We start from the raw sequence: 18,088 nt of genomic DNA on the forward strand, positions 1-18,088 counted from the left end.
ACTGTTTCAGTCCTTTTTTATAATGAAATCGCTCTATTGGTATAGATGTCATTTTTCATCACGTGAATTGTCAGAAAAATCAAATTATTTTTCGTTTTCAAGTTATTTTCATTAGGAAAATGAAAGGAAGGATGCTAAAATAACCGACAAAGCTAAATGAAGGTTGGCTTACTTTTTATAATGGAGGGGTTTTTGATGGAAGCAGGAAATATTGCGTTTATTTTGATTTGTTCGGGTATGGTATTTTTGATGACACCTGCATTGGCTTTTTTTTACGGAGGTTTGGAACGGCGGAAAAATATTTTAAATACCATGATGATGGTCATCTGTGTAATGGGTTTAGCCTCAGTATTATGGGTGATGATCGGCTATTCTTTATCTTTTAGCGGCTCAAATGAGTTTATCGGGAATTTAGACAAGCTATTTTTTAATCATGTATCGTTGACTGAAGGGGAAAAAATTCCAGAAGCGTTGTTCGCTGGCTTTCAGATGATGTTTGCATTGATTACAACGGCGATCATTACAGGAGCTGTGGTTGGCCGAATGCGCTTTTCCGCGATCTTTTTATTTATCGGGATTTGGTCGCTGGTTGTTTATTATCCGATGGCTCATATGGTGTGGGGCGGCGGTTTTTTAGATAAAATTGGTTCGATCGATTTTGCTGGCGGAAATGTTGTGCATATCAGTTCTGGCATTTCCGGTTTAGTTTTAGCTATGGTTTTAGGGCAACGCCGTGAATATCATCAAACAGAATACCGGCCGCATAATATTCCGTTTGTCGTCTTGGGAGCAGGTCTGCTCTGGTTTGGCTGGTTTGGTTTTAATGCAGGCTCGGCGTTAGCTGCTGACAGCTTAGCGATCCATGCGATGTTGACGACCAATACGGCGGCTGCGAGCGGCATGTTATCATGGATGCTTTTAGAGAAATGGAAAATTGGTAAACCCACAGTTGTAGGTGCTTGTACGGGAGCTGTTGTAGGATTAGTTGCGATCACGCCTGGAGCCGGTTTTGTATCTCTTTGGAGTTCTTTTATCCTGGGAGCGTTAGTCAGTCCATTTTGTTATTTCTTCATTTCATTTGTCAAACATAAAATTGGGTACGATGATGCCTTAGATGCGTTTGGCTGTCATGGTGTTGGCGGTGTATTTGGCGGGATCATGACAGGTATTTTTGCTGATCCAGCAATTGGTGGAAAAACAGGCTTATTGTATGGCGGAACAGAATTATTTCTCGCGCAAGTTGCCAGTATTGTTTTTACATTGATTTTTGCAGGAGCAGCCAGCTTCTTGATCATCAAGGGAATCCAGCTGTTCATGCCGATCCGTGTTTCAGCAAGTGAAGAAGCATTAGGATTAGACCGGATCGAGCATGATGAAACTGCCTATCCGACCTTTATGGGACTAGATTCGTAGGAGGAAAACAATGAAAAAAGTAGAAGCTATCATTCAGCAAGAAAAGTTAGAAGAATTGAAACTCGCTTTAGATCAAAAATTGGATACAACAGGAATGACTGTCACACAAGTATTGGGATGTGGTAATCAAAAAGGATTAAAAGAGTATGTCCGAGGACAAGAGATCATCACAACACTTTTACCTAAAGTAGTTGTTAGTTTTGTTGTCTTTGATGAAAAAGTAGAGGACATCATCCAGTTGATTTTGAGTATTTGTCAAACTGGAGAAGTTGGAGATGGAAAAATTTTTGTCTCTCCAATAGAAGAAGCGATTCGAATCAGAACAGGTGAACGAGGAAAAGAAGCAATATAGATTAAAAAGACAGGGCATTCTGAAAAGGATGCTCTGTCTTTTTAACCAACTATTTATGAAATCAATTTTGGTTGTAAATGAACAGACGTTCGTATATAATGAAGACATAAATGAAAATGGAGACAGGGGTTAATTCATGATAATCGGAGATGCTTTATATGGACATTTTGAAATAGAAGAAGTACTGGAACAGCTGATTTTATCCGATGAGGTTCAGCGATTAAAAGATGTACATATGGCTGGTCCAGCCTATTTACAAAATCCAGCATGGGATGAAACACGTTACGAACATTCTCTTGGCGTGATGCTATTGATCAGAAAGCTGGGAGGTACGTTGGAAGAACAAATAGCCGGCTTGCTTCACGATATTTCCCATACGGCATTTTCTCACGTGATCGACCTAGCATTGGAAAATGAAGCAGATGATTACCATGAAAAAATCAAAGCTGATCTGATTGAACATTCTGCCATCCCCAAGCTGCTTTCTACCTATGGATATGACTATGAACAGCTGTTATTTGATGATCAGAAATGGACTTTATTAGAACAAGAAGCACCATTATTATGTTGTGATCGGCTTGATTATACGTTGAGAGAGGTCCATCGTTATTTTGAGGTTCCTCTTTATGAAATACAATCGTTTATCGAAGACATTCAAATTATCGAAGGAAAGATCGCACTGAAATCCGTTGACTGGGCGGTTTGGTTTATCGACCAGTATCGTAAGGTTGTTATTGACTTTTTCTATGACCCTCGAAATATCTGCAGCTATGAATGGATGGCTCAAATCATTCGTCAAGGTTTAGCCGATCAGGCGTTGACAATGGCAGATTTGATGGTGACAGATACAGCGTTCATCGAAAAAATCAAGTTGATAAATTCCGAAAGTATACAGATATTGCTGTCCCGGCTTGAAGCTCCAGTTTCGTGTGTTGTTTGTACAAGTGAAGAGAACTACGACATTTATCAAAAAAAGAAAACACGTATCGTAGACCCGGTTCTGATAATAGACGGGCAGTTGCTTCCAGTCTCGACCGTATCGGATGAAGCGAAAGTAAAAGTGGCTAAGCTGCGTTCTGACAGCGAACGTGGAATCTATCTTAAGTTTATTTGACGACTGTTGAAATGAGTTTGATCTAAGGAGGACAAAGACGATGATCAGTGAATTACGCTTTCCTTTACGTAAGGATACGTCACGTAAAATTATTCACATCGATATGGACGCTTTTTTTGCTTCTGTTGAAGAACGCGATCATCCTGAGCTAGTCGGTCATCCGTTGGTGATTGCCCGTCATCCTAGTGACACTGGTGGCAAAGGTGTAGTGACAACTGCTAATTATGAAGCGCGAAAATTTGGGATTCATTCAGCAATGAGTGCCCAAAAGGCCTTTGAACTATGTCCGCAGGCGATTTTTAAAGCGGGGAATCATCAAAAATATTCAGAAATTTCTCAGCAGATTCGAGCAATTTTTCGTAGATATACTGATGTGATCGAACCAGTTTCGATCGATGAGGCCTATCTGGATGTAACGGTGAATAAAATCAACAGCAAATCAGCTATTAAAATTGCTAAGATGATTCAATTTGATATTTGGAACGAGCTGCATTTAACTTGTTCTGCCGGAGTCAGCTACAATAAATTTCTAGCAAAATTAGCTTCTGATTTTCAAAAGCCCAAAGGTCTCACTGTTGTTCTGCCGGACGATGCGGAAACATTTCTAAAGGCGTTACCGATTGAAAAATTTCACGGTGTCGGGAAAAAAACTGTACCGAAAATGCATGAACTAGGTATTTTTACCGGGGCTGATCTATATGAAAAAGATGAGATGGAACTGATCAGTAAGTTTGGGAAAATGGGTTATTCTCTTTATCGAAAGGTTCGCGGCATCCATGATTCACCTGTCAATGTCACTAGAGATCGTAAGTCGGTCGGGAAAGAGCATACTTACGGTACTCCGCTGACCACCCAAGCCCAGGTTACAGCTCAGCTAAGACAATTGGCGGAACGAGTAGAGGCTTCATTGGAGCATGTTCAAAAGCATGGAAAAACAGTCGTTTTAAAAGTTCGATATTCTGATTATACGACAGTCACAAGACGCCAAACTTTGCCGGAGTATATCTCAACGAAAGAAGAGCTGTTTTACCAAGCCAATTTAATTTGGGAAGAAATCCTCGGACTGGAGCAAGGAATCCGATTATTAGGAATAACGCTGACTAATCTTGATCCCATGGCGTATGAAAATATTGTGCTGCCTTTATGGGAAAAGAAAGAAGAATAGAGCGAAGCTTTCGTTTTACTCTTCTTTTTATGCTACACTCGAGAATAAAGGTAGGGGAAATAGATGAGTAAAATGATCATGTGGTTTAGAAAAGATCTTCGATTAGATGACAATACAGCTTTTAGTGAGATGCTGGAGCAAGCGGCTGTGGATGATGAACTTATTTGTATATTCCAATTGAATCCAACTCAGTTTATCCAAAATAGTTATAATCATGATACATTCTTCTATAGTGTAAAAATATTCTATGAACAGCTTAAAGCAAGGGGGATTCCGCTCCATTTTTCATATGGTGATCCAGAAGAAAATTTTTCAGAATTGAAGAATAGCTTTCAAGAATGGGATAGCATTTATTTTAATAAAGATGAACGAGGTTATGGTAGGAAAAGAGATCAAAAAATAACTGCTTTTTTTAAAAAGAAAAAGATCAATGTTCATGCTTACCAAGACAGCCATTTACATGGTGTTGATGAAATCAAGAAGCCCAACGGTGAAAACTATAAAGTCTTTACACCTTATTATCGAAACTGGCAAAATCAACCTAAAAAAGCCTATGAAAGGTTATCGACGATCGATCGGGCGTTTTCAAAAGCAGCCCATTCCTTATTTTTTGAAGGTGAAAGTAGATTTAATGAAATAGTAGAAAAAATAGATTTACCATTTACTTATGATTGTGGTGAAATAGAAGCTGAAAAGGTCTTAAAAACATTTATAAAAGATGAATTGCACGCGTATCACAAAAATAGAGATTATCCATTTAAAGATCAGACGAGTAAGCTTTCACGATTTTTAAGAACTGGTGAAATATCTATCCGAAAAGTTTGGCAGGCTGTTATTGCTGAGCCGGAATCAGATGGGCGCCAAGCCTTTATTTCGGAACTTTGCTGGAGAGATTTTTATAATATGGTTTATTTTGAACATCCCGATCAAAAGAACCAAGAAATCAAAGAACAGTATCGCCAGCTCCAATGGCAATACAATAAGCAGCTATTTGAGAGTTGGCGAAAAGGTGAAACAGGTTACCCCATCGTAGATGCAGCTATGCGTCAATTGAATCAAACTGGCTGGATGCACAATCGTTTGAGGATGATCGTAGCGTCATTTTTAACGAAAGATTTATTGATCGATTGGCGTTTAGGCGAACAATATTTCCAAAAACAATTGATCGATTATGATGCAGCAAGCAACATCGGAGGTTGGCAATGGGCTGCTTCGACAGGGACGGATGCTGTTCCATATTTCAGAATTTTCAATCCAACGACTCAGAGTGAAAAATTTGATGCTAAAGGTGATTTCATTCGTCAGTATCTTCCTGAATTAAGTAAAGTTCCGAATAAGTTTATTCATGAACCAAGTAAAATGCCAAAAGAAGTACAAGAATCACTCAATATTTTTATTGGGAAAGACTACCCAAAACCGATTGTCGATCATAGCAAAATGAGAGCAGAGATTCTAACGTTTTTTAAAGAATAAACAAAAGAGCCCAGAACAAAACGAAAAATCGGTTTTGTTTCGGGCTCTAATTCAGAATAAATAGCGGGACAAAAGCAACTACCTCGAAAATAATTGCTTTTATTTCAGTCTATTTTGTTTAGAGCAAGGATGAATCAGATCAATTCAGACTTTTTGATTTGCTCATATGCTTGTTCTCCATCATGGCATTTATCCCATATGACAGCTTGACCGCAAGCGAATGATTTTTTCACATCGATGATCCGCTGATTGCTGCTTCCTCTGAATTGTAGGTTCAAATTCTTTTTAGCCAGTTCAAAGCGTCCATCCACTAAAATATCGATTTTATTCAACAATTCTAGCTTATCAGAAGACTCCAACAGCAATTCTTCAAAAGTATAACCAGACCAGGACCAAATATCTTTTGTTGAACCAAATTCTTGATGAACACGGTCAACGACACTCAAACAAACCTGTGTATTTAAAAAAGGCTCCCCACCCAACAAAGTCAACCCCTGCACGTAATCATGGGAGAGATCTTCAATAATTTTATCCTCTAACTCTTTTGTAAAAGGCTTCCCGTACCGGAAATTTTGCACCGCTTGATTAAAGCATCCTTCACAAGCGAATAAACAGCCACTGACGTATAAGCTATTTCGAACACCTTCACCATCAACAAAGTTGAATGCCTTGTAATCAGCAATATAGTTTTGGCTAAGCTCATCTGCCAGCCACTCTTGAGGTTTAGGATTTCTCATTATAGTTCCTTCTTTCAAATAAAAATGAAAAACATTTCTATAGTCGTTCATCTAAACGACTAGTATGAATAAAAAATACAATAAACAACTAAACAACTGAAAAAATGAAACTATTCTTCCAGTTGTTTAGCTGAACGGTTTATTTCATATGCTTCACTCGTGAAGAGATTTCTTTATGGCGACCATGCACCATCGGTCTTGCTTGGGGGTTTCCTAAATAACCGCAAGTCCGTTTTACAACATCACAAGATTTTGGATCATGATTGCCGCATTGAGGACATTCAAAGCCACGTTCAGTTGGGTTGAAATCACCTTCAAATCCACATTCGTAGCAATGATCGATCGGTGTGTTTGTGCCAAGGTAACCAACGCGGTCATAAGCATAATCCCAAACTGATTCTAGAGCCTTAGGGTTTTGCTGTAAAACTGGATACTCACAATAATGAATGAACCCACCAGAACAATATTGTGGATAATCTTTTTCAAAATCTAATTTTTCAAACGGTGTTGGATTTTTACGAACATCGTAATGGAAGCTGTTTGTATAATATTCTTTGTCAGTGATATTTTCTACAACACCAAATTTTTCAGTATCTAAACGGCAGAAGCGGTCTGTTAAGCTTTCGCTAGGTGTTGAGTAAACACTGAAGTGATAACCATAATCATTGCCCCATTGATCGGCATGGGCTTTTAAATCTTTTAAGATCGCAAGGGTAAAGTCTTTTGCTTCAGGATTCTTTTCCCAATCTCCGCCATAAAAGGCAGCAGCAACTTCGTATAAGCCAATATAGCCTAATGAGATTGTGGCACGCTTATTTTTAAATAATTCATTTACTGATTCTTTTCTGGATAAACGTTTACCGAAAGCACCATACATATACAAGATCGGTGCGTTTGCAGGAATTGCTTCTTTACAGCGTTCAACTCGATAAACCAATGCATCTTTCATCGTGCCCAAGCGTTCTTCTAAAAGTGACCAGAATTTATCTAGATTTCCATTCGCTTCCATGGCGATTCTTGGTAGATTCAATGTCACGACACCAAGATTCATCCGGCCGACATTGATTTCTTCGCCATGCTCGTCTTTCCAACCTTGTAGGAATGAGCGACAGCCCATTGGAACTTTGAAGCTGCCAGTTAAATCTACGATTTTATCATAGCTTAAAACATCTGGGTACATCCGTTTTGTTGCGCACTCAAGTGCTAACTGTTTTACGTCATAGTTTGGATCTGTTTCATTCAAATTAACACCGCGTTTCAATGTGAAGATCAGTTTAGGAAAAATCGCTGTTCGTTTTTCACTACCTAAGCCATTGATTCTGATTTGTAAAATCGCTTTTTGAATTTCACGTTCAAACCAGTTGACACCTAGACCAAAACCTAAAGAAGTAAAAGGGGTTTGTCCGTTTGAAGTGAACAATGTATTGATTTCGTATTCTAAACTTTGCATCGCATCATAGATATCTTTTTTAGTTTTAGCTTTAGCAAATTCTTCTTGACGATCTGCGCCGTCGATCCATTCTTTTGCATCTGCCAAATGTTTTTCGTAGTTTAATTCTGCAAAAGGTGCAAGCAGCTCATCTACTCGGTCAGCAGAACAGCCGCCATATTGACTTGAGGCTACATTGGCGATGATTTGAGAAATTTGAGCAGTCGCTGTTTGGATCGATTTAGGCGATTCAACCTCTGCATTCCCAATTTTAAATCCATTGTTCAACATGCCTTTAAAGTCGATCAAACAACAGTTTGTCATTGGCGTATATGGATGATAATCTAAATCATGATAGTGGATATCTCCTTTTTGGTGGGCATTTGCCACATGTGGAGGGAGCATTTTCAATCCAATCGATTTCCCAACGATACCTGCAGTTAAATCACGTTGTGTATTGAACACATCGCTGTCTTTATTTGCGTTTTCATTAACGACCGCTTGATCCTTGTTGATCAATTTGCCGATCGTGAAATTGATATCTGTTGATTTGCTACGTTCAAAATCACGTCGTGTACGGTAATTGATGTATTCTTCTGCAAGTTCGTATTCGTTTTTAGCAAGTAAAATGTGCTCTACGATATTTTGAATTTCATAGATTTTGACATTATCTACAAATCGTTCTGCAATTTCCTGATCGATGCGCTCCACGATCTCTTGAATGCGCTCATGAGCAAGCGGGTCCAATGAACCTCGAATTTTTTGTTCAGCTTTGATCAAAGCATCATAAATCTTCTGGTCATTAAAATCAACTAGACGTCCATCTCTTTTGATGATTTTCATCGTATGCAAAGTCAAATCAGTAGCACCCACGTCATTTTTAGCTTGCTTAATCTCTATCATTTATAACCCATCTCCTCATAGATTTATTCCTTTCTTATCATAAAACAATTCGACGAAAGTTTCAACTATATATAGTGTCCATTTTTTATTTTTTATCAAACGAACAACTATATATAGTGTTTGGTGAGAATGGAAAAAGCATGAAAACAATTGCCTAAAAGGTTTGTGGAAAGTGTCACAACTTTTTTGTCTGGAAAAATAAATACTTCTTAAACATTTTATTATCATTACTTAATTGTAAGAGGAATCGATGTTCACCAGTCCAAAAAATTGGTAGAATAAGGACAATGAATAAACTGGAGCGAATCAGATGAAAAAAATTTTAGAAGTGAATCATCTAAGTAAATCTTATGGCTATCGAAATAATAAAGTTCAGGTCCTAAACAATATTTCTTTTTCTGTGGAACAAGGCGAATTTGTTGGGATCATGGGACCCAGCGGAGCAGGAAAGTCAACATTGTTGAATGCGATTTCGACTATTGCTTTACCGACGACTGGTACAGTTCGGATCGATGGTCAGGATATTTTAAAAATGCGAAATAATCAAGTCAGCGATTTTCGCCGCAAAGAATTAGGATTTATTTTTCAGGATTTCAATTTGCTTGATACCTTAAATGTTAAGGATAATATTTTATTACCGTTAGCGATCGATCGAATACCGCTTGAAAAGATGGAGCAGCGTTTGATTCATGTGGCTACTGTGTTGGGAATCGAACAGTTGCTGAATGAATACCCTAATACGATTTCGGTAGGTCAAAAGCAACGGGTTGCTGCAGCCAGAGCACTGATCACAGAACCAAAATTGATTTTTGCGGATGAACCTACCGGCGCACTAGATTCTAAGTCGGCTGCAGAGTTGCTTCAATATATGACGAATATGAATGTTGAAGATGATGCAACGATCATGATGGTGACTCATGATCCTTATACGGCAAGTTACTGTAATCGTATTTTATTTATCAAAGATGGGGTGATTTTTTCAGAAGTCGTACGCCAAGGATCAAGAAAGGAATTTTTCAATCGAGTGATCGATATGCAGGCTACGATTGGCGGAGGTGGTCGTGCGAATGATTTTTAACCTATCCTGGAAAAATTTTAAGGGTCAATTTTTGAATTATCTGGTTTATTTTGTCAGTATGACATTTGCGGTAGTTGTTTATTATTGTTTTAGCGCACTTACCTACAATCGATCGTTGACGAATCGGCTGGGTCAGGAAATCCATATTGATGGTGCAATGAATCTAGGCGGTGTCTTGATCGTAATCATGATTCTGGGCTTTATGTTTGCAGCGAATCACTTCTTTTTATTAAAACGTCGAAAAGAGATCGGACTGTATCAATTGGTTGGAATGAAGAAGACGCAGATATCCTTGCTGTTTTTCATTGAAACATTATTTTTAGGGGCTATTTCCTTGATCACAGGCTTATTTTTAGGTGTGATTTTCTCAAAGTTGTTTTCGATGATTCTTGCGAAAGCTATGTTTTTACAAGTGGAAAGTTTGTTTTTTATCTCAGTCCCTTCGATGGTACAAACAAGTGTTGTCTTTGTTTTTATGCTATTAGCAGTGTCGATCCGAAGCACTTGGCTGATTTATCTTTATCAGGTGACAAACTTGCTAACCCCTGAAAAGAAACGGGAAGCTGCATCAAATCGCTTATCCAGATTTAAAGCCGGTTTGGGAGTTTTTGGTGCATTGTTGATTCTTTTTGGTTATTTTTTGTCCTATAATATTGTGCAGTTTATCTCATTTTTGATGAAAACATCCCTGGGGTTTGGCGGCTTTTTTCTTGCACCTCTAGTTATTTTAGCTATTTGCTGTATTGGTACTTTTCTATTTTTTAAATACACGATGCATCTAGTTGTCTATTTATTTACAAAAAATCGCTCTGCTTATTATCGAAATCTAAATATGGTTGCAGTCGGCAACACAAAGCTTCACATGACAAGAGTGGGTAGCACACTTTTTGCCGTCACGATTTTTATTGCTATTGCTCTGGGTATGATCGGAGGGGCGGCCTCTATTTATACGATTGGAATGAATTCAGTGAACATTGTTGCGCCAAATGATTATATCGTGGCGGAGGATGATCTTGATAAAGTAATGACAACGATTGAAAATCAGTCAGACACTTCAGTAAAATCGCTAGTAGAATTAAATTATAAGCTAACAGGCAGCCGCTATAGTCTTAAAATTGGTCAAGATGCCAGCCAAAGTAATTTAACGCCAATCAATATAATGGCTCTTTCTAATTATCGAGAATTTCAAAAATACAATCATTATTTAAAGAATATCGAATTGAAACACCCGACTGACCTTGTAGTTTTAGATAGTATTCAAAATACATTGGCTGGTGTCATTCGGTATGATTCTGACTTTATTTTTTCCGAAAATACCAGATTTCAGATTGCCGATGTTCGACCGGATTATTTAGGTCAAGATTTGCTTCGTTATAGTTTTCCAACGGTGATCGTTTCCGATGAACAATTTAACAAAATAAATACAGGCATCAGCTATTCATTGTACGCGATAAATGTCGATTCAAAGGATGAAGAGGCTCTTTCAGATAAAATAGCCGAAGAAATAAAGCCCAAATGGATCTCACCTGTTTATTATCGTTACCAGTGGAAAGGTCAGAAAGTTGAAGGGTATACATCAAAAACAAGCCGGAATCCAGAAAAAAAAGAAGGACAAAGTCCATCTGATTTAGATGAACAAGAGTATTGGCAATTAAATTATACAAGTCGCTTTTCAGATTTGAGATATAAGAGAAGAGAAATGGGCCTATTTATTTATGTAGCTATGTTTTTAGGAATTTTAGCGTTGATCATCACAGGCAGTATTTTGATGCTGCATCAGTTTTCAGAAGCTGAAAGAGAAAAGGAACGTTACGAGCTATTAAAAAAAATCGGCGTTTCTGAAAAAGAGATCCGAAAACTTGTCTATCAACAAAATAGTATTATCTTTTTCCCACCAATGATCATTGGTGTTTTACATGCAAGCTTCGCAATTTATGTCTTTAGTATGATAATTACAAGTTCAGGTTATTGGTTGGCTTATTTATCTTGCGGTTTGCTGATTTTAATTTATTTAGCGTATTATTTTTTAACTTCAGCGATTTATATTCGAATCGTACTTGAGAAAGATTAAATAATTGAATATAAAAGAAGGTTAAAAAAGGATAATAAAATAAAACTCTGCTTCATTTTCTAAGCGTTCAAGTATATAATAGGTAAATGTGTCTAACGTAACAACGAAAATTTTACTATCCTTAATGATTTCTTAAAAAAATAATAATTCTTAAAAAAAATAAATTTCTAACGTTTCCAAATACTTAATCAAGGGTGGAGCAAAGCTTATGACTTTTGTCCACCCTTTTTTTATGGAAGTGACAAAACTGTTAGTGAAAAACAGCTATTTGTTAGCGAATTGGATTTCTTTTTTCATTTTACTTTATTACAATTACCTTACAAAAAAGGTGATAGGCGACTGTTTAGGAGGGCTATAAAATTGAAAGAATTTTTAACTAAGACCAATGTGCAATACTGGAGCAAATTTATTGGAAAAACGATTTTCTATTTTGGCATATTACTGATACTGATTTATTTGTATCATTATAAAAATATTGACGGTGGATCATTTATTTATAATGAGTTTTAGAAAGGAGAGACTTCAACATGATTACTGATATTATAGAAGCAGTCGATCGTTGGGGGCTGAATGAGCCAAATCGACCTGTGTATATTGAAGCCGATCAAACGCATACTTACGGAGAATTAAAAAGAGACTCCGATACTGTTGCTGGATATTTACAGCAAAACATAGAACGCTCTCGTCCTGTGGTTGTTTATGGCGAATTAGAATACGATATGTTAGCCTGCTTTCTTGGTGCCTCTAAAGCCGGTCATGCCTATATCCCGATCGAAGCCCATACCCCAGCTGAAAGGATAGAGATGATTTTAGATGTTGCGGATCCTGCACTGATTTTTTCCATAGCTGAATGGCCGGACATTGCAACGCAAGCTGAAATTATTTCTTTAGAAAAAGTGAAGGAAGAGCATACGATTTCTACTTCAGCAGACATGCTCCGACCAGTTGAGGGCTCACAAACCTATTATATTATTTTTACCTCTGGAACGACTGGCGTTCCTAAAGGCGTTCAAATCAGTCACACGAATTTATTGAGCTTTGTGAATTGGGAGTTGACTGATTTTGGCATAACTGAAGGGATGCGCTTTTTATCGCAAGCGCCATATTCCTTTGATTTGTCAGTGATGGATCTATATCCTGCCTTAGTTTCAGGAGGTTCTTTGACGCCAATGAAGAAAGAAGTCATCACTGATTTTAAACAGCTGTTCAAAGTCCTTCCGACTTTGGAGATAGAGGTTTGGGTTTCGACACCATCATTCATGGATATTTGTTTGATGGAACCAAATTTTGAACAAAAAAATGTAAAGAGTCTGAAAATTTTCTTATTCTGCGGAGAAGAGTTACCGAAAGCAACGGCGCAAAAATTACTGGAGCGTTTTCCAGATGCTCAGATTTTTAACACTTATGGCCCAACGGAAGCAACTGTGGCAATTTCGGGAGTTAAAATTACATCAGAGCTGCTAGAAAAATATGATCGAATACCAATCGGATATGTAAAAGAAGATACACACGTATATATTATGAATGAAAATACTGAACTGCCACAAGGTGAAGTAGGAGAAATCATTATTGCGGGTCCCAGTGTTTCTAAGGGGTATATGAACAACAAAGAAAAAACGGAAGCTGCCTTTTTTGAGTATAAAGGCCAACCTGCATATCGCACAGGTGACGCTGGAAAGCTGCAAGAAGGCATGCTGATCTATGACGGACGAATCGATTTTCAGATAAAAATGCATGGTTACCGCATTGAGCTTGAAGATATCGACCATCATCTGGCCAACGTTTCCTATGTCAAACAAGCCGCAGTCGTACCAAAGTATCATGAACATAAAGTTCAGCAGTTAGTTGCGTTTGTTGTTGCTCATCCAAATGAATTTGAAAAAGAATTCAAATTGACAAAAGCAATCAAAGAAGAATTAGGACAAACGGTTATGGACTATATGATTCCGCAAAAATTTGTTTATGTGGAGCAGTTGCCGCTGACTTCAAACGGAAAGATCGATCGTAAGGGATTGATGAATGAGGTGAATGCAACATGATGGGCTTTCCACATATGATTCCTTACGCGAATCCGCTCTATTTTATTTATTTGCTAGTTGCCCTGTTACCGATGATTTTGACCTTATTGATCAAAGGCAAGCGTTGGTCCTGGTATCAAGTACTGGTTACACTATTTTTCTTGTATATGAGCTTTGGCGGAGAAGATTGGAAGCAAGGCGTTGCTTTGATCGGTTATGTGATTTGGCAAACGATTTTGGTTTGGTTCTATTTCCACTATCGACAAAAACAAAACGCCGCATGGGCTTTCTATTTGGCTGTTTTTCTAGCTATATTTCCATTAGTACTTGTTAAAGTGGTGCCATTTGTATCAGGTCATGCTTCGTTATTAGGCTTTTTAGGTATTTCTTATCTAACATTTAAATCTGTTCAAATCATCATGGAAATGCGGGATGGTTCGATCAAGGAGTACAATGTGTTTCGATACATCCAATTCCTTTTGTTCTTCCCAACGATATCTTCCGGCCCTATTGACAGGTATCGCCGTTTTGAGAAAGATGTCGAAAATCCGCCAGCACCTGAAAAATATATTGATTTTTTAGGAAAAGGAATCCATAATTTTTTTCTAGGCTTTTTATACAAATTTATTATTGGGTATTATTTTGGTCAGGTTTTGATGCCTGTCGCAGCTAAGATAGCTGAAAAAAATGGCGGCTTCTCCTGGGCATTGGTTGCGTATATGTATATCTATAGTATGTATCTATTTTTTGATTTTGCTGGTTATAGTCTGTTTGCAGTTGGGACAAGTTATTTGATGGGCTACGATACGCCAGTCAATTTTAATAAACCTTTCTTGAGTTGGAATATCAAAGAATTTTGGAATCGTTGGCATATGACCTTGTCTTTTTGGTTCCGTGATTATATTTATATGCGCTTGATGTTCACCTTAATAAAGAAGAAAGTGTTTAAGAGTCGGATCGTTGCTTCTAATGTCGGATACTTCGCTTTGTTTTTACTGATGGGTGTTTGGCACGGCCTGACTTGGTATTATTTAGCTTATGGTATATATCATGCGACATTGATTTGTGTGACGGATGCTTGGCTGCGTTTTAAGAAAAAACACAAAGACAGTATCCCGTCCAATAAGTTTACGCACGCATTGGCAGTATTTTTAACATTTAATGCAGTATGTTTCAGTTTCCTGATTTTTTCAGGATTCTTAGATACGTTATTTTTCAAATAAAATATGAGTTAAAGGAGAATGGATCATGAATGTAGAAGAAACAGTTTTAGATATTTTAGAAGAAATCACAGGTACGGATGAGGTAAAAGAAGATAAAGAGGTAAATTTATTCGATGAAGGACTGATGGATTCATTAGCGACGGTTCAATTGTTAGTCGAAATCGAAGGACAATTAGGTGTACAAGTCCCTGTTTCAGAATTTGACCGCGAATTGTGGAACACACCTAATAAAGTCATTGAACAAGTGAAAGCATTACAGTAATGACAATGAAAAAAAAGCTTTGGGGAATCATTGGGCCAATCCTGATTTCCGCGGTTTTATTGGCTGTATTTTTCTTTGCACCGTTCAAAATAGATGTAGATAGTAAACATGTTTTATCTGATGCGTCTACGTCTATGGCGACGAATGTCTTAAAAGGAGATGCAATCAAAAATAAAGCGATTGGTTCAAAGGAGTACGTTCCATTTTTCGGTTCTTCTGAGTTGAGTCGGATCAGTCCGTTTCATCCTTCTGTACTAGCAGAAAAATATGACCGGAATTATCGGCCGTTTTTATTGGGAGCGCCAGGTACACAGTCATTGACACAAGCTATGATGATGCAGTCCATGGGGAAAAATCTTTCGCATAAAAAAGTCGTCTTCATCCTTTCTCCTCAATGGTTCGTTGAGCAAGGAGTAACGAATGACTATTTCAATGCCTATTATTCAGAACTGCAGACGTATCAGTGGGTTAGTGATTTAAAGACAGTCACAGAGGATGATAAATATTTTGCGGAGCGTTTATTAGATTTCCCAAAAGTAAGAGATGATAAGCGATTAACAAGCGCATTGAATGACATTCGAACAGGAAAGCTGCCGGATTCTTCTGATAAAAAATATATTGAATTGATGCTGAATATGTTCTCAAGAGAAGATGAATTGTTTAGTAAAATTGGGATGGTCAGCAAAAAACAAGCTATCGAAAAAGCAGAGAAACGTTTGCCCAATGTCTATGATGAACAGGCACTTGATGATTTAGCGATTACGATCGGGCAAAAAGCGACAAATAATAACCCGTTTGAAATTTCTAATCCTTTTTATACAAAGCGTGTGAAGAAAAAATTAAATCATTTAGAAAATTCTCAAAAGAATTGGAACTATCTTTCCTCACCAGAATATTCAGATTTACAATTGGCCTTGAGTCAACTGTCGCAAGACAATGCAGAGGTGTTATTCATTATTCCGCCAGTCAACAAACGCTGGACAGACTTTACTGGTTTGTCTCAGGAAATGCTGCAGGGCTTTTCTAAGAAAGTGAAATATCAGCTGGAAAGTCAGGGATTTACGAATATTGCCGATTTTTCAAAGGAATGTGATACACAATATTTCATGGCGGATACGATTCATTTAGGCTGGCGCGGCTGGTTGGCAGCCGATCAGCGGATTCGACCGTTTCTTGAGGACAAGAAAGTAACGACACCAAATTATCAGCTGAATCCAACCTTTTATTCAAAGGAATGGCAGGAGCAAGACCCAGCTGATTTATAGAAATAAAAGATAGACTTCAAAATTAAAAGAACGAAGGATGAAATAAAGCAGCTATTGCTCTGTTTCATCCTTCGTTCTTTTCGATGTAAGCAAAAGTAAGTTAAATCCAAACAGTATTGACCACACTTTTTGGCTCAATCAGCAAAATTTGACATTCCTTTTCTGAGAAAGGGCGGTGTTCAACTCCTTTTGGCATAACAAACATTTGTCCTTGCGATAATTCAACTTTTCCATCTCGAAACTCAATAGTCATTTGTCCAGCTAAAACTATAAATACTTCATCCGTATCTTCATGCAGATGCCAAATAAAACGGTCTAGAATTTTTCTTGCTTATTGAACAGAGCTAAATAATAAATTTTTATCATTGTAGCCTATCAAACTATTCTGAAAATAAATCTTTTAAAGTGAAAACATATAGTCTTTTTTTATTTATATTCAAAAATGAATGGTATAATATTAGAGGAACTATTCAGGAAGGGAGTTTTATACTGTGGATCAAAAAGAAGAACAAATGCTGATTGAGCTTACGAATGCCAAAGGTGTACCCGGAAATGAAGGAGAGGTCAGAGACCTATTCAAAAAATATGCGGAGCCTTTTGCAGATAAAATCATATATGATGGATTAGGCAGCATTATTGCTAAACGTAGTGGCGATAAAGAAGGACCCAAAGTCTTTTTCTCAGGTCACTTGGATGAAGTTGGTTTTATGGTGACTCAAATCACGGATAAAGGCTTTATCAAATTTCAAACGCTTGGCGGCTGGTGGGGACAAGTCATGCTAGCACAACAAGTACAGATCAAAACCGCAGAAGGCAAAGTGTTTCATGGAGTGATCGGATCGAAACCACCGCATGTATTAACGCAAGAAGCGCGAAAACAGCCATATGAAGTAGCGGATATGTTTATCGATATCGGTGCATCAAGTTCAGAACAAGTTGCTGAATGGGGTATCAAACCTGGGGATATGATCACACCGTACATTGAGTATCGTCGAATGAATGATACAAAATTTATGCTGGCTAAAGCTTGGGATAATCGTATTGGGACAGCTGTATCGCTGAAAGTGTTGGAAAATTTAGCTGAGCAAGGACATCCTAATGTTATCTTTGCTGGAAGTGATGTACAAGAAGAAGTCGGTCTGCGTGGCGCTCAAACCAGTACCCATTTAGTTGATCCAGATATCGCATTCGCACTTGATACAGGAACAGCAGGAGATACACCGGGCATGACACCGAAGGAAGCTGATTCTGACTTAGGTAAAGGGCCACAGATTTTAATTTTTGACGCATCGATGATCCCACATAAAAAACTGCGTGATTTTGTGATCCAGGTAGCGGAGGAAAATGATATTCCTTTTCAATATACAGTTATCACAGGCGGCGGAACGGATGCTGGCAGAATGCATTTGACTCGAAATGGTGTTCCTTCATTGGCAATTACAGTGCCAGTTCGCTACTTACATTCACATACATCAATGATCCATGAAGATGATTATTTGAATACAGTTAAGCTAGTAACAGAAGTGATCAAGCGATTAGATCAAGAAACAGTCGCGAAGATCCGTGAGTATTAATTAAGAAAGGT

The 18,088-nt window shown here is 37.8% G+C and carries 16 protein-coding genes; 13 read left to right on the forward strand and 3 right to left on the reverse strand.

Features of this window, described 5'->3' with window-relative positions:
- The first annotated feature begins 195 nt into the window (after positions 1-195).
- From CC204_RS18375 to CC204_RS18395, 5 genes are all read left to right on the forward strand, one after another.
- On the forward strand, positions 196-1,413 hold the full coding sequence (locus tag CC204_RS18375) for an ammonium transporter (protein WP_088271494.1): 1,218 nt from the start codon (positions 196-198) through the stop codon (positions 1,411-1,413).
- 10 nt (positions 1,414-1,423) lie between these two features.
- Positions 1,424-1,765: a P-II family nitrogen regulator gene (locus CC204_RS18380; RefSeq protein ID WP_088271495.1), complete on the forward strand. Its 342-nt coding sequence runs from the start codon at positions 1,424-1,426 to the stop codon at positions 1,763-1,765.
- A gap of 136 nt (positions 1,766-1,901) precedes the next feature.
- A complete protein-coding gene (locus CC204_RS18385; protein ID WP_088271496.1) occupies positions 1,902-2,879 on the forward strand; it encodes an HD domain-containing protein in 978 nt (325 codons plus the stop codon).
- Between the two features lie 40 nt (positions 2,880-2,919).
- Positions 2,920-4,044 (forward strand): DNA polymerase IV, encoded by a 1,125-nt coding sequence (dinB, locus tag CC204_RS18390; protein WP_088271497.1) that lies wholly within the window; start codon positions 2,920-2,922, stop codon positions 4,042-4,044.
- 63 nt (positions 4,045-4,107) lie between these two features.
- Positions 4,108-5,517 (forward strand): cryptochrome/photolyase family protein, encoded by a 1,410-nt coding sequence (locus CC204_RS18395; protein ID WP_088271498.1) that lies wholly within the window; start codon positions 4,108-4,110, stop codon positions 5,515-5,517.
- Between the two features lie 134 nt (positions 5,518-5,651).
- Here CC204_RS18395 and nrdG read toward each other — a convergent pair whose 3' ends face one another.
- A complete protein-coding gene (gene nrdG, locus CC204_RS18400; RefSeq protein WP_088271499.1) occupies positions 5,652-6,254 on the reverse strand; it encodes an anaerobic ribonucleoside-triphosphate reductase activating protein in 603 nt (200 codons plus the stop codon).
- A 139-nt stretch (positions 6,255-6,393) separates the two neighbouring features.
- On the reverse strand, positions 6,394-8,586 hold the full coding sequence (gene nrdD, locus CC204_RS18405) for an anaerobic ribonucleoside-triphosphate reductase (protein WP_088271500.1): 2,193 nt from the start codon (positions 8,584-8,586) through the stop codon (positions 6,394-6,396).
- Between the two features lie 310 nt (positions 8,587-8,896).
- Here nrdD and CC204_RS18410 point away from each other — a divergent pair, with 310 nt between their 5' ends.
- The 7 genes from CC204_RS18410 to dltD all read left to right on the forward strand — a co-directional run bounded on the left by CC204_RS18410 (position 8,897) and on the right by dltD (position 16,503).
- Entirely contained in the window at positions 8,897-9,664 is a 768-nt protein-coding gene (locus CC204_RS18410) for an ABC transporter ATP-binding protein (protein WP_088271501.1), read from the forward strand.
- Positions 9,654-11,735 carry an ABC transporter permease gene (locus CC204_RS18415; protein ID WP_088271502.1) on the forward strand — a complete coding sequence of 694 codons (2,082 nt, stop codon included), beginning with the start codon at positions 9,654-9,656 and terminating at the stop codon, positions 11,733-11,735. The genes CC204_RS18410 and CC204_RS18415 overlap by 11 nt, the downstream gene beginning before the upstream one ends.
- Before the next feature lie 360 nt (positions 11,736-12,095).
- The gene (locus tag CC204_RS18420) at positions 12,096-12,245 is read left to right on the forward strand and encodes a teichoic acid D-Ala incorporation-associated protein DltX (RefSeq protein ID WP_088271503.1); all 150 of its coding nucleotides are present in this window, start codon (positions 12,096-12,098) and stop codon (positions 12,243-12,245) included.
- A gap of 17 nt (positions 12,246-12,262) precedes the next feature.
- Positions 12,263-13,774 (forward strand): D-alanine--poly(phosphoribitol) ligase subunit DltA, encoded by a 1,512-nt coding sequence (gene dltA / locus CC204_RS18425; protein WP_088271504.1) that lies wholly within the window; start codon positions 12,263-12,265, stop codon positions 13,772-13,774.
- Positions 13,771-14,976: a D-alanyl-lipoteichoic acid biosynthesis protein DltB gene (gene dltB, locus CC204_RS18430; RefSeq protein ID WP_162288365.1), complete on the forward strand. Its 1,206-nt coding sequence runs from the start codon at positions 13,771-13,773 to the stop codon at positions 14,974-14,976. Before dltA ends, dltB begins: the two co-directional genes overlap by 4 nt.
- Before the next feature lie 25 nt (positions 14,977-15,001).
- Positions 15,002-15,238 (forward strand): D-alanine--poly(phosphoribitol) ligase subunit DltC, encoded by a 237-nt coding sequence (gene dltC, locus CC204_RS18435; protein ID WP_087639402.1) that lies wholly within the window; start codon positions 15,002-15,004, stop codon positions 15,236-15,238.
- A complete protein-coding gene (gene dltD / locus CC204_RS18440; RefSeq protein WP_188634459.1) occupies positions 15,238-16,503 on the forward strand; it encodes a D-alanyl-lipoteichoic acid biosynthesis protein DltD in 1,266 nt (421 codons plus the stop codon). The genes dltC and dltD overlap by 1 nt, the downstream gene beginning before the upstream one ends.
- Positions 16,504-16,603: 100 nt before the next feature.
- Here dltD and CC204_RS21845 read toward each other — a convergent pair whose 3' ends face one another.
- The gene (locus CC204_RS21845) at positions 16,604-16,825 is read right to left on the reverse strand and encodes a cupin domain-containing protein (RefSeq protein WP_088271505.1); all 222 of its coding nucleotides are present in this window, start codon (positions 16,823-16,825) and stop codon (positions 16,604-16,606) included.
- Positions 16,826-16,994: 169 nt separating this feature from the next.
- On the opposite strand from CC204_RS21845, the gene CC204_RS18450 reads away from it, so the two are divergent.
- Positions 16,995-18,077, forward strand: coding sequence for a M42 family metallopeptidase (locus CC204_RS18450; protein WP_162288366.1), 1,083 nt, complete (start codon positions 16,995-16,997; stop codon positions 18,075-18,077).
- The last annotated feature ends 11 nt before the right edge of the window (positions 18,078-18,088 follow it).

This window comes from Enterococcus wangshanyuanii, assembly GCF_002197645.1.
GTDB classification, from domain to species: Bacteria; Bacillota; Bacilli; order Lactobacillales; family Enterococcaceae; genus Enterococcus_L; species Enterococcus_L wangshanyuanii.

Coding starts and splice junctions, on each gene's coding strand:
- dltD (WP_188634459.1), top strand. CDS start 15,238: ATGACAATGAAAAAAAAGCTTTGGGGAATCATTGGGCCAATCCTGATT.
- nrdD (WP_088271500.1), bottom strand. CDS start 8,586: ATGATAGAGATTAAGCAAGCTAAAAATGACGTGGGTGCTACTGATTTG.
- CC204_RS18415 (WP_088271502.1), top strand. CDS start 9,654: ATGATTTTTAACCTATCCTGGAAAAATTTTAAGGGTCAATTTTTGAAT.
- dinB (WP_088271497.1), top strand. CDS start 2,920: ATGATCAGTGAATTACGCTTTCCTTTACGTAAGGATACGTCACGTAAA.
- CC204_RS18385 (WP_088271496.1), top strand. CDS start 1,902: ATGATAATCGGAGATGCTTTATATGGACATTTTGAAATAGAAGAAGTA.
- dltB (WP_162288365.1), top strand. CDS start 13,771: ATGATGGGCTTTCCACATATGATTCCTTACGCGAATCCGCTCTATTTT.
- nrdG (WP_088271499.1), bottom strand. CDS start 6,254: ATGAGAAATCCTAAACCTCAAGAGTGGCTGGCAGATGAGCTTAGCCAA.
- CC204_RS18395 (WP_088271498.1), top strand. CDS start 4,108: ATGAGTAAAATGATCATGTGGTTTAGAAAAGATCTTCGATTAGATGAC.
- dltC (WP_087639402.1), top strand. CDS start 15,002: ATGAATGTAGAAGAAACAGTTTTAGATATTTTAGAAGAAATCACAGGT.
- CC204_RS18375 (WP_088271494.1), top strand. CDS start 196: ATGGAAGCAGGAAATATTGCGTTTATTTTGATTTGTTCGGGTATGGTA.
- CC204_RS18380 (WP_088271495.1), top strand. CDS start 1,424: ATGAAAAAAGTAGAAGCTATCATTCAGCAAGAAAAGTTAGAAGAATTG.
- dltA (WP_088271504.1), top strand. CDS start 12,263: ATGATTACTGATATTATAGAAGCAGTCGATCGTTGGGGGCTGAATGAG.
- CC204_RS18410 (WP_088271501.1), top strand. CDS start 8,897: ATGAAAAAAATTTTAGAAGTGAATCATCTAAGTAAATCTTATGGCTAT.